Origin of the sequence: Longimicrobium terrae (genome assembly GCF_014202995.1) — a bacterium.
GTDB lineage: Bacteria > Gemmatimonadota > Gemmatimonadetes > Longimicrobiales > Longimicrobiaceae > Longimicrobium > Longimicrobium terrae.
Window position 1 is genome coordinate 131,254 of record NZ_JACHIA010000011.1, and the last position, 11,749, is coordinate 143,002.

Here is an 11,749-nt window from a genome sequence, read left to right on the forward strand (position 1 = left end):
TTCAGTGCCCGTGCTCAAAACCGGCCTTGCCCATCTCCGACTTGAGGGTGAAGGCGCCGGAGACGGCGATCCGCTCGCCGGCCGCGAGCCCGGAACGGACGGCGACCCGCCCGACGGCGGGCACGGTGGATCCCGGCGCGCTCAGCGCCTCCACCCGCACGGCGCGGCGCTCGAACGCGCGGGGTCCCACCTCCACGAACACGTAGCGCGCCTCGCCCTCCGTCACGAGCGCGGCTTCGGGGATGGTGAGCAGCGTCGCCGCGCCGGTCCGCAGCGCGGCTTCGGCGGGGGCATCCAGCGTCACGCTGGCGAACATCCCCGGCCGGAGCGACCGCTGGGGATTGGGGACGTGGATGATGGCCTTGACCGTCCGTGTGGCCGGGTCCAGCTGGTCGCGCAGCCGTTCCACGCGTCCCTCGAAACGGAGCGCGGGATACGCGGCGAGGGTGATGGCGGCCCGCTGGCCGATGCGGAGCAGCGGCATGCTGCGCTCCGGCACCTCCGCGGCGACGTCCACCGAGGACAGGTCGGCGATCTTGAAGAGCGGCGCACCAGCCTCCAGCGCCTGCCCGGCCAGTGCGTGCGTTTCCACGATGCTGCCGCCGAAGGGCGCGGGCACCGGCATGACGGCGGCGATCTCTCCCGTATCGGCGACGCGGCGGATGGCCGCGTCGCTCACGCCCAGCAGCCGCAGCCGCCGGCGCGCCGCGTCCGCCAGCGCCTCGGCGCCGGCCGCGTCCTGCGTGCCGGCCAGCACGCGGGCGCGGCGGACGGCCTGCACCAGGTCCGTCTGCGCGATCAGGAACTCGCGGCTGCTCACGAGCGCCACCGTCTGCCCGGCGCGCACGCGGTCGCCTTCCACCACTGTCAGCCGCTCGATGCGGCCGGACGCGCGGGGCGACACCATGGCCACGCGCTCGGGCTCGAACTCCACCTGCCCCGGCACCTGCAGCCCGGACCCGGCGCCCGCGACGGCTTCGGCGGCCACCGCCTCCACCCGGATGCCCGCTGTGCGGTACGCGGCTTCAGAGAGGGTGATCCGACCTTCCTCCGCTTGCTCCGCGGGCCCGCTCTCCTCGTGCTCACCGGCGTGTGGCGTCTCCTCTTTCTGCTCTTTCGCCGGCTCGCCGTCTCCACCGCAGGCGGAAAGCGCCAGGAGGGCGATCAGGATGACAAGATGAAGAGCGCGGCGGATGTGCGTGCTATTGGTCATGATCGCCTCCGGTCCGGGGCTCGTCGTGACCTGCGGCGGCATGGAGGTCGGCCAGGGCGCCGGCGGCGTCCAGATAGCCGCGCAGCCGCTCCGTTTCCGCGCGGGCCAGGGCGCGCTCAAAGTCCAGCAGTTCGATCAGGCTGAGGTCGCCCGTGCGAAAGGAGGCCAGCGCCGCCTCGCGCTCCTCACGCGCGCCGCGCAGCAGCGCCGCGTCGAAGGCGGACAGCCGGGTGCGCGCGGCCTCGTAGCGCCCGAGCGCCGCGGCGAGTTCGGCCCTCACCGACGACACGGTCGCGGCACGCTCCGATACGGCCGCCGCGATTTCCGCGTCCGCCGCGGCGAGCCCCGCCCGGTTCGCGCGGCGCGCGGTGGACGGGAGCGTCACCGATCCCCCCAGCGTGGCGCCGACCATCCCTCCTCCGCCGCCGCCCGCGCCGAAGCGCTGCACGCCGGCGGCGCCGGACCAGCGGGGGCGCTGGTCGGCCGCGGCCAGCACGCGTCCCGCCCGGGCGCGATCCACCCCCGCCTGCGCGGACCGCACGGCGGCCGAGCGGGCGAGCAGCGAATCGGGATCGGGCGGGGGCGGAAGGATGGCGAACGCCGCCCCGGCTTCCACCACGGCCGCGTCGACCAGCGCATCGCCGTCATCTATCGAACCCAGCAGTCCGATCAGGGCCACGCGGGCGGCGCGGGCACCGGCCAGCGCCTCCGCGCGCTCTCCCTGCACGCGCAGCCGCTCGGTGCGCAGCCGCAGGACGTCCACGTAGCGCGCTTCGCCCACGGAAAAGCGTGCGGTGAGCGCCTCGCCGGCGGCCGCAAGCAGCGAATCTTCTCCCGCCAGCCGGCGTGCGATGGCGGACCATCCCGCGGCGGCGGCCAGGGAGCGCGAGACGGCCGCGTCCAGACGCGACACGGCGGCGGTGAGCGACGCTTCCGCCGCGCGCACGTCCGTGGCGGCAAGGGCGCGCGCCGCGTCACGGCGGCCGGCGGACAGGAACTCCCGCCCGACTTCCACGCGGACGGAGGCCCCGGTCAGGTCGATGCCGCCGGGTACTTCCTCCACTTCGGCGGAAAGCGCGGCGGGCGGGGCGAAGCCGGATGCCGCGGCACGCGTGCGCGCGGATTCAACCCCGGCGCGGCGGGCGGACAGCTGGGGGTTGGAGCGCTGCACTGCCTGGCGCAGCGCAACGGTCGCCGGCGTCTCCTGCGCGGAGAGGGCGATGGGGAGCAGCAGTGCGATGGCGGGCAGCGGCCACGCGCGGCGTCTGCGGACCGGCCCCCGGGGGCCGGCCGCGTGATAGGACGATAGCAAGGAATGCCTCCCTGAACGGACGCGGTTGCGCCGCACCCGCGGGCACGGCGAAGTGCCGGCCCGGGTGCGAGCGAATGGTCTTGTTTTGAGTCAGGGGCGTCCGGAAGCGGACGCGGGCACGTGTGCGGGCGCGGCGAGAGCCGGCCCCGTGCCGAGGCTTACGCGACGGGAGGGCGAAAGTGCGGTTCGGGCGAAACGCTGGCGAGAACGCGCTTTGTGGAGGTGAAACCGAGGTGGTGCGCGGACGGCCGCACCGGCTCGCCGGCCGCGGCCGGCAGGGCGGGGGCGTGCGCGTGAATGCAGTGGCAGGTGTGCGGCGCCTGCGGGGCGTGGCCCGGGTCGTCCGCGGGCGCGGGCGGGTGCCCGTGGGAGAGCTGAACCCAGGCGCCGGTCTCGGGCTGCACGTCGCCGTGCCCGTCGTGGACGTCAGGCACGGCGCGCTCCATCCATCCCAGGACCATGCCCAGGACGGCGAGCAGCGCGGCGGCGCGGAACAGGCGCGAAGCCCGGCGGATCACCACGCCCTCCGTCCATCGCCGCAGCCCGGGCCGCACCGATCACCCCGCGAAGTGCCTGGGCGCGACGGAGCGGCGAAGCTCGGGAAGAGCTTTGCCGCGGGCGCGGGCCAGGGGAGGTGCGTGGTGGCGGGCATGCGGGTCCGGTGAATTTTCATCATCCATCAGGGGCGGATGATAGGAGCCGCGCCCCCGCGGGGTCAAGACGGGCAATCCTCCGTGTGATCACGGCCATCGGGCGAGGCGTGGGTTGCCGGGCGCACCTCGCGCCTGCATTCTCCCGGGACGGCGCGGCGCGGGGCGGAATGCGCGGGCGCCGGCCAGGATCTACGCCCCATCCTCATTGCGCGGAGCACGGAATGCCCGGTTCGGGAGAGCGGCACGTGATATTCGGGACGGGGCCGGCGGGGAGCACGCTCGCCGAACTGCTCGCCAGCCGGGGCAAGCAGGTGCGCTGCGTAAACCGCAGCGGCAGGGCGTCGCTCCCCCGCGGGGTGGAGGTGGTTGCGGGCGACGTGCTGGACCCCATGAACGCGCGGCAGCTGTGCCGGGACGCCGCTGTCGTGTATCACTGCGCCAACGTGCACTACGCGCAGCAGGTGGAGCTGATGCCGCGCCTTGCGTCCAGCATCACCGAGGCGGCGGCGCGCGCGGGGGCCCGGCTGGTGGTGCTGGACACGCTGTACGTCTACGGCGAAACGCACGGCGCCGTGATGACGGAGGATACGCCGATGGCGGCGCACACCCGCAAGGGACGCATGCGCGCGGAGCTCGTGGCCGGCTACCTGGAGGCGCAACGCGCCGGCCGGGTGCGCGTGTCCATGGGGCGCGCGGCGGACTTCTACGGCCCGCGCGTGCTGAACTCGGCGCTGGGCGAGCGGGTGTTTCCCCCCGCGCTCAGGGGAAAGCCGATGCAGCTGGTGGGCAACATCGACCTGCCGCACAGCTTTGGCTACATCGGCGACGTGGCGCGCGGGCTGGCCACGCTGGGCGAGCGCGACGAAGCGCTGGGGCGCGCCTGGCTGCTCCCCGTGGCGCCGCCGGTGTCGCAGCGCGGGATGGCGGAAAAGATCGCGTCGCAGCTGGGCCAGCCGGCACGCGTGCGCACGCTGCCCAGGCTGGGCGCCCGCGCGCTGGGGCTGTTCGATTCGTTCATGCGCGAATTCGTGGAGATGTTCTACCAGTACACGGAGCCGCAGGTGGTGGATTCGTCCGCGTTCGAGCAGGCGTTCGGGTACGGCGCCACGCCGGTGGACGAGGGGCTGGCGGCAACCATCGAGTGGTATCGCCGCCGCGAGCAGCAGTGACGTTCCGGCTGGATGACGAACGAGGAGGGCGGAGAGGATTTCTCTCCGCCCTCCTCGTTTGCTGGACGTGGGTCAGCTGATTCCGCAAAGCCGGGGTGCACTCTCTTTCCACCGCAGATTCACAGCGTCGCCTTCAGACTGACGGCAGGAAGAAGGAACTCGTCGCCGCCATTCTGCAAGGAGGCGCCGCGCGGGAGCTCCCCCAGCCGCGGTCCCGGGTCAGCCGCGAACGATCCGCCGATGCGACCTTCCGCTTATTCCGGTCATCCACCAGAGAGCGACTCACCCCGCCGGAACGGGTCAGGCGGCGGGCGGGGCGAGGGGGAGGGTGAAGTGGAAGGTGCTGCCCTCGCCGGGCGCGCTCTCGGCCCAGACGCGGCCGCCGTGCTGCGTCACGATCCCCTGCACGATCGCCAGCCCCAGGCCGATGCCCCGGCGGTCGTTGCGGCTGGCCTGCCAGAAGCGGTCGAACAGGTGGGACAGGTGCTCGGCGGGCATCCCCAGCCCGGAATCCGCCACGTGAAAGCGCACCGTCTCCCCATCCACCGTGGCGCCGAGCGTGATGCGCCCGCCGCGCGGCGTAAACTTGACCGCGTTGCCGCCCAGATTGCTGAACACCTGCAGGACGCGCGCGCGGTCCGCCAGCACGCGCGGCAGCGCACCATCACATTCCGCCACCAGCGTGATTCCCGCGTCGTCCGCCAGCGGGCGCAGCAGGTCCACGGCTTCGCTGATCAGCGACGCGGGCGAGGCGGGCGCCGGCTCCACCGAAAGGCGGCCCGCGTCCACGCGCGCCACGTCCAGCAGGTCCTCGATCATGCGGTTCATCTGCTGCGCCGAGCGGTCGATCATGTCCAGCTGCCGCTTGACCTGCGGGTTCTCCGCCGGGACGAGTTCGCGCAGGAACGACGCGGCCATCATCACCACGCCCAGCGGGTTGCGGAGATCGTGGGAGACCACGGCCAGCATCTGGTCACGCGCGGTGATGGCGTTCTGCGCGTTGGCGTACAGCCGCGCGTTGTCCACCGCGAGGGCGGCGCGGCGCGCGAGTTCGTCCGCCAGGCGCAGGTCCTCGCCGGAAAACACGCGGTCCGGCCCATCGGAAACCAGAAGCAGCAGGCCCAGCAGCTTTTCGCGCGCAACCAGCGGGGCCAGAATCAGCGAGCGCGGCGCCATGGCCCGCAGAAGCGCCAGGTGCCGCTCATCCTGCGCGATCTCAATCAACTCCTCGTCCGTGACGGTGGCGATCAGCTTGGGCTGGCCCGCCGCCATCGCCTGGAACGAAAGCGGATCGCGCGCCGGCTGCACCGGATACGCCATCAGCTTCTCCAGCTTTTCGCGCAGGGCGGGATCACGGTGGTCCACCGCCAGCCGCTCCGCCGAGCCGTCCTCGTTCAGGATGTCGATGAGGCACGCGTCCGCAAAGTCCTGCACGGCGAGCGCGGCGACGGCGCGCAGCGTGGTGGCGTAATCCAGCGATCCGGCCAGAGTTTCGCCCGCGCGCGCCAGAAATGTCTGCCGCGCCTGATCCTGCGTGCTGCCGGGCGGAGCGGTGGTGGGAACGGGTGCGGTCATGGAATCGGCGGCGTGGGGCGGGGGAGTCGGCGTGCCCGGACGACGGACGGCCTGCACGCAGTCTAACGCCTCGTCGCCGCGAAGCCCACTTCCGGGTGGGCGCGGGCTGTCTCAACTGCCGTTTCACACGGAGGTCACGGAGGATGCACGGAGGTCACGAAGGAACCGCGTTGGTTCTCCCGTGACCTCCGTGTCCTCAAGGAGATGGGCGGATGGATGGTGAGGCGTCCGCGTCGGCGGCGGGCATGGTCTCCCCCGCGCGTCTGATCGTCCGTTCCGGCGACTGCGTTCCTCGTAGCCGCTCCGGCCGACTCAGCCGGTGGTCAGGTCTCGATCGCGGTCGTGTGCAGGCCCGCGAGGCCGCCGCCCGCCGTGCCGATCAGGTAGCACTCCACCTGCGGCGCGCCGATGCGAAACACGCGCACGTCGGGCATGCGCTCGCGCAGATGGTCGCGCAGCGCCTGGTAGCGGCCCGCCGCGGCAACGCCGACCGGATCGTTGGGATCCACGTTCTCGATGTGGTGCTGAAAGAAGCGCTCCAGCGTGACCTCGCGCGCCTCCTCGCCGGGCCTGCCCACCACCGCCCCGATGCGCTCCGGCGCCAAGTCCGCGGCCGTGCCGGGGTAGGAAACGAAGTCGAACGGGTAGTCGGCTTCGGACACATACGGCAGCCCCTGGGCGGCGCTCTCCAGCTCGGTGCGCAGGGCGGACACGTCGGGCGTTTCGGTCATCGGTCCTCGAGGGCTGGGGAATGGGGCATGGGCCGCCAACATAGCCGCCCGCCGCCGCCCCTCCAAGGGTCCGCACGGCGGATCGCGCCACGCGCGCCGCCACCTCCGCGCGGGTGGCCGGCCATCTCCCCGTCCGCGCGGTTCCCCTCACATCCCGCCAGACTCGATCCATCAGGAGGGAGAAGAAAACGCCTGTTCATCGTGGCGATTTCGTGGCTCCTCCGAGACATATCGGCCTTGTCACGACGCGCGGAACCCGTTTGGCCGTCACAATTTACGACGGAACGGCCGTTTTGGGGCGCGGTGTTCCCGGTAAGTCGTTCCGTGGCTATTATTTGCGGACACAGACGGACCCCTCTGACCGGAATCTGCCCTTTGTCTGGTACCTTTCCGCGCGCCGCCGTGCGGCGCAGCTGGCTGGCCGCGGCCCTGATGCTTTCCGCGGCGGCCTGTACTGATCAGCCGACCGCCACCACGCCCGTTCCCGCCACGGACGGCGCCGCGCCGAGCGAACTGCTCTCGTGCCGCGTCACCGTGAGCAGCGGCGTGATGTCCTGCACGTCGCCCACCGGCGGCGCGGAGGGCGGACCGTCTCGCACCGTGTACGGCGGGCAGAACAGCCTGATGCGGCTTACGTCCACCAACCTGCAGAACGTGGGCGGCACCTTTCAGTTCGACGTCACCGTCACCAACCTGCTCACGGACCAGGCCATCGGCACCCGCGACGGCGTGACGGCCCACCCGCAGGGCGTGCGCGTCTTTCTCGTGTCCGAGCCCAGCGTCACGGGCGGCACCGGGTCGGTTTCGGTGGCCAACGCCACCGGCGACTCCACCATCACCGCGCCGGACCAGCCCTACTTCCAGTACAACGGCGTGCTCGCGCCGAATGCTACCTCGCCGGCCAAGCGCTGGAGCTTCGCGCTGAACGGGGCGGTGGAAAGCTTCTCGTTCCAGGTGATGCTTTCCACCGAAGCGCAGGCCAGGCTGGTCATCAGCGAGCTGCTGGCCAACCCCGCCGCCGTGGCGGACGCGGACGGCGAGTACGTGGAAGTGTACAACGCGGGCCGCTTTCCGGTGAACCTGCGCGGCTTCAACGTGCGTGACAACGCCAACGTCGTCGACACCATCAAGACCGACGTGATGGTGGAGCGCGGCGGCTACGCGGTGCTGGCCCGCCTTACCGACCGCACCCGCAACGGCAACGTGGACGCGGACTACTCGTACACCACGGTCGTCGGCCCCACGGCCACCAGCCTCACCTTCAGCAACAGCGGCGCGGACCGGTTCGTCATCAAGTCCGGCGCGGGTGTGACGCTGGACTCGGTGGCGTACACCAGCACCAGCATCGTGGCCAAGAACGGCATCGCCCGCGAGCTGGTGAACCTGACGGCCGACAACACCCTGGTGGACGGCGCCAACTGGGCCGACGCCACGCAGAACTTCAGCACCACCGACCGCGGCACCCCCGGTTTTGCCCGCGGCGGCACGGGCGGCGGCACGGTGGGCGACACCACCACCACGCCGGTGGGCCCGGTGACGACGGTCGCGGTTTCGCCGTCCAACGCCACCCTGAACCCCGGCGGGACGCAGCAGTACACCGCCACGGGGCGCGACTCCGGCGGCCGCACGGCCAGCACCACGTTCACGTGGAGCAGCACCAGCACGTCGGTGGCCACGGTGAGCGCCAGCGGCCTGGTGACGGCCGTCGCCAACGGCACCACCACCATCCGCGCCACCTCGGCCAACGGCGTCATCGGCAGCGCGACGCTCACGGTGGCCACGGCCAGCACGGGCACCGCCAGCTACCTGAACCACCTGGAGTTCGGCGTTCCGGTGGACGCGGACAGCAGCAACGACATCCGCCTGAACAAGCCGCAGTTCGCGCTGTCGTACAACGCGGCGCGCGGCGGGCCCAACTGGGTGAGCTGGGACCTGAACGCCTCGCACTTCGGCGGCGCGGACCGCTGCGACTGCTTCATGGCCGATTCCACGCTGCCGGCCGGCACGCGGCTGATCACCACGTCCGACTACACGGGCAGCGGATACAGCCGCGGCCACATGGTGATGAGCACGCAGCGCACGGTCAATCAGTTCGAGAACGCCACCACGTTCCGCATGACCAACATCCTGCCGCAGATCCAGGACATGAACGGCGGCCCGTGGCTCAAGTTCGAGAACTACAACAACGACCTTGCGCGGGTGAACAACAAGGAAGTGTACAACATCGCGGGCGGCGTCTACACCGCCAATCCCGCGACGCTGAACAACGCGGGCAAGGTGGCCATCCCCACGCACACCTGGAAGATCATCGTGGTGATGAACCGCGGCGAAGGCCTGGCCAACGTCACCAGCGCCAGCTCCATCCAGGTGATCGCGGTGATCATGCCCAACCAGGCCGGCATTCAGAACAACGACTGGCCGCAGTACCGCACTTCGGTGGACAACATCGAAGCGCTGACGGGCTACAACTTCCTGTCGCTGCTGCCGGACGCCATCGAGAACGCGGTGGAAGCGTCGGCCAACTGATCCGGTTCCTGTCGGGATCGCGCTGATGTGATCCACGAAGGCGGGTTGGATGGATGAAAAGAACGGGGGAGCCGGCATTGCGCCGGCTCCCCCGTTCTCGTTTGGCGCCATGGATGAGCAGTGCGCATCGGCAGATGATCCCATCCCCCGAGCCAAGCTTCGTGGGAGATGCGTTGATTCGGATTGTCGCGCGTCCGCCATCCAGGAGCGAATGAATTCGCCGCTGGAAAAGCACGAAGTCCGCCTGCGCGGACTGGGGCGGCGGGATGTCGCGGGTGTCCCGGAACGGGCGCCCGCGAACGATCAGGACGACCGGCGAGATCGTGCGCGCGGTGGCGGATGGGGACGTGGTCGTGTCCGCGGGATCAGGAAAGGCGGCGCAGGGTGGCGGCGCGGTCCAGCGCGAACTCCACGGCGGATTCCAGTTCTTCCACGGAAAAGGGCTTCTGCAGCGTCGGGCCCCACTCGTTCGCGCCCTCGCGCTCCGTCTCCGGCTGGAATCCGGACATGAACAGCACGGGAAGCCCGGGGTGCGTGGCCCGCAGCCGGGCGGCCAGTGCGCGGCCACCCATCACCGGCATCACCACGTCCGTCAGCACCAGGTCGATCCGGCCCGCGCGCGCCATGGCGTCCAGCGCCGCCTGCCCGTCCACCGCCTGCACGATCTCGTATCCCGCCTTGCGCAGCACCATCGCCACAAAGCGGCGCACGGCGCTGTCGTCCTCCACCACCAGCAGCGTGCACTCCCGCCCGGCGCCGCGCGCCCCGGACCGCGGTCCGTCCCCCGGGCGCGCGTCCGTGGCCGGTTCCGGCTCCCCGATGGCGGCTTCGGGAAGAAAGACGCGGAAGCGCGAGCCGCGGCCGGGTTCGCTTTCCACCTCGATCAAGCCGCCGCTCTGCTGCACGGCGCCGTACACGGTCGCAAGCCCCAGCCCGGTGCCCCAGCCCTGCTCCTTGGTGGTAAAGAACGGCTCAAAGATCCGCGAGCGGGTTTCCTCGTCCATGCCGCATCCGGTATCCGCCAGCTCCAGCACGGCGCAGCGCACCACCGCCGCCCCCGCCGCGCCGAACGCGGCCCCGGTCAGCTCCGCCGTCCCCACCTCCAGCGTCAACGTGCCGCCGTCGGGCATGGCGTCGCGGGCGTTGACGGCCAGGTTCAGAATGATCTGCTCCACCAGCGAACGGTCCGCCAGCGTGCGCCCCGTCCCCGCCGGCGCGCGCGTCACCATCCGGATTCCGCCACCCAGCAGCCGTTCGATCATGGGCTGCATTCCCGTGACCACGTCGGCCAGCCGCAGCATCTGCGGCTGCACCGCCTGCTGCCGGCTGAAGGCCAGCAGCCGGCGCGTGAGCTCCGCCGCGCGGTCCGAGGCCTCGCGGATTTCGGTGGCCAGTTCGCGCGTGGTCCCCCCGGCGGGAAGGTCCATCAGCAGCAGGTCGGCGTTGCCGCCGATGGCCACCAGCATGTTGTTGAAGTCGTGCGCCACCCCGCCCGCCAGCCGGCCGATGGCCTCCATCTTCTGGCTCTGCCGCGAGCGCTCTTCCAGCCGTTGCTGGTCGGTGATGTCGCGGGAGATTCCCATGATTCCGGTGATGGCGCCGTCCGGCCCGCGCACCACGCCCTTGGTGGCCAGAAAGGTCCGTTCTTCGCCGCCCACGTCCAGCGTTTCGGAGAAGGTGACGGCCTGCCCTCCGGCCCGCACGTGTTCGTCGTTGGCGCGGATGGCGGCGGCGTCCGGGGCGGGGAAGAGGTCGGCGTCGGTGCTGCCCAGAAGCTGCTCGCGGGTGCGTCCCGCGGCCGCGGCGCCAGCCTCGTTCACCAGCACGTACCGCCCGTCCAGGTCCTTGACGAACACCGCGTCGGTGGTGCCCGTGATGACGGCTTCCAGCAGGGCGGTTTCGCCGCGGCGCGCGGCCTCGGCCTGCAGCACGCGGCGGACGTTGTGCGTGAGCACCCAGTACAGCGCCGCCGCCGTCACCAGCACGAACGCCCACCCCTTGGCGGTCTGAAAGTGCATGGCGCGGTCGGCGTTGGACGTCACCGCGGCGATCCCGCGGTCGCTGGCGATGATCCACACGGCGCCCACCGCCAGGTACACGAGCGCGGCCCGCGCGGGCAGGTAGGCCAGCGCCGAGCGGAACTCCAGTGCGCGAGACGGGACGGGTGGAGCCATGGGGAGCCCGATGGGCAGAGATGGACGGCGTGCCGCGGCCGTCGTGCAGCAAGCGAAGGACCAGCGCGCGTTCCGCTGGCGCCAACTCGCGATGCCGGGTCCAATCCTTGTCCAAGCTAGTGCGCCCGCACCCGCCCGGCCATGCCGCCGTGTGGTTCTTCTTTTCCCGGCATCCGCCTGGCCTCGGCCAGCGCTCCTCGGGCGCAGGGCAATCGGCGTTTTGCGGACGAGTCTGGAGCGGGATTCGTCAGTCGGCGCAGGCAGGCCGAAAGGGCTGCTCACGCCGCAAGGCGTCACCCTTGAGGAGGCGCCGGCCGAAGTGTCTGCACACCGTACGTTGGCGCCGACGAAGGATCTGCTTTCCCCGCGAGAACGGACGTGGGTGTCGCGAGGTTG

At 71.4% G+C, this 11,749-nt stretch carries 8 protein-coding genes; 2 read left to right on the plus strand and 6 right to left on the minus strand.

Annotated features, from left to right (window positions below; translation table 11 throughout):
* Nucleotide 1 precedes the first annotated feature (1 nt).
* The 3 genes from HNQ61_RS17535 to HNQ61_RS17545 all read right to left on the minus strand — a co-directional run bounded on the left by HNQ61_RS17535 (nucleotide 2) and on the right by HNQ61_RS17545 (nucleotide 3,079).
* Nucleotides 2–1,213 carry an efflux RND transporter periplasmic adaptor subunit gene (locus HNQ61_RS17535; RefSeq protein WP_170035375.1) on the minus strand — a complete coding sequence of 404 codons (1,212 nt, stop codon included), beginning with the start codon at nucleotides 1,211–1,213 and terminating at the stop codon, nucleotides 2–4.
* Nucleotides 1,203–2,525, minus strand: coding sequence for a TolC family protein (locus tag HNQ61_RS17540; RefSeq protein WP_170035376.1), 1,323 nt, complete (start codon nucleotides 2,523–2,525; stop codon nucleotides 1,203–1,205). Before HNQ61_RS17540 ends, HNQ61_RS17535 begins: the two co-directional genes overlap by 11 nt.
* Nucleotides 2,526–2,683: 158 nt before the next feature.
* On the minus strand, nucleotides 2,684–3,079 hold the full coding sequence (locus HNQ61_RS17545; protein WP_184430756.1) for a hypothetical protein: 396 nt from the start codon (nucleotides 3,077–3,079) through the stop codon (nucleotides 2,684–2,686).
* 320 nt (nucleotides 3,080–3,399) lie between these two features.
* On the opposite strand from HNQ61_RS17545, the gene HNQ61_RS17550 reads away from it, so the two are divergent.
* A complete protein-coding gene (locus HNQ61_RS17550; protein WP_170035378.1) occupies nucleotides 3,400–4,347 on the plus strand; it encodes an NAD-dependent epimerase/dehydratase family protein in 948 nt (315 codons plus the stop codon).
* A gap of 300 nt (nucleotides 4,348–4,647) precedes the next feature.
* On the opposite strand, the gene HNQ61_RS17555 is transcribed toward HNQ61_RS17550, so the two are convergent.
* Nucleotides 4,648–5,922 (minus strand): GAF domain-containing sensor histidine kinase, encoded by a 1,275-nt coding sequence (locus tag HNQ61_RS17555; protein WP_170035379.1) that lies wholly within the window; start codon nucleotides 5,920–5,922, stop codon nucleotides 4,648–4,650.
* Between the two features lie 323 nt (nucleotides 5,923–6,245).
* Complete coding sequence (locus HNQ61_RS17560; RefSeq protein WP_170035380.1) at nucleotides 6,246–6,653, minus strand: nuclease A inhibitor family protein; 408 nt, start codon at nucleotides 6,651–6,653, stop codon at nucleotides 6,246–6,248.
* A 375-nt stretch (nucleotides 6,654–7,028) separates the two neighbouring features.
* Between HNQ61_RS17560 and HNQ61_RS17565 the strand changes: the two genes are divergently transcribed.
* On the plus strand, nucleotides 7,029–9,179 hold the full coding sequence (locus HNQ61_RS17565) for a DNA/RNA non-specific endonuclease (protein ID WP_170035381.1): 2,151 nt from the start codon (nucleotides 7,029–7,031) through the stop codon (nucleotides 9,177–9,179).
* A 365-nt stretch (nucleotides 9,180–9,544) separates the two neighbouring features.
* Here the strand turns inward: HNQ61_RS17565 and HNQ61_RS17570 are convergent, their stop codons facing one another.
* A complete protein-coding gene (locus HNQ61_RS17570) occupies nucleotides 9,545–11,353 on the minus strand; it encodes a hybrid sensor histidine kinase/response regulator (RefSeq protein WP_170035382.1) in 1,809 nt (602 codons plus the stop codon).
* Nucleotides 11,354–11,749 lie beyond the last annotated feature (396 nt).

Excerpts from the sequence above, each read along its gene's own strand:
- HNQ61_RS17535 (WP_170035375.1), bottom strand. The coding sequence starts at position 1,213 with ATGACCAATAGCACGCACATCCGCCGCGCTCTTCATCTTGTCATCCTG.
- HNQ61_RS17550 (WP_170035378.1), top strand. The coding sequence starts at position 3,400 with ATGCCCGGTTCGGGAGAGCGGCACGTGATATTCGGGACGGGGCCGGCG.
- HNQ61_RS17555 (WP_170035379.1), bottom strand. The coding sequence starts at position 5,922 with ATGACCGCACCCGTTCCCACCACCGCTCCGCCCGGCAGCACGCAGGAT.
- HNQ61_RS17560 (WP_170035380.1), bottom strand. The coding sequence starts at position 6,653 with ATGACCGAAACGCCCGACGTGTCCGCCCTGCGCACCGAGCTGGAGAGC.
- HNQ61_RS17570 (WP_170035382.1), bottom strand. The coding sequence starts at position 11,353 with ATGGCTCCACCCGTCCCGTCTCGCGCACTGGAGTTCCGCTCGGCGCTG.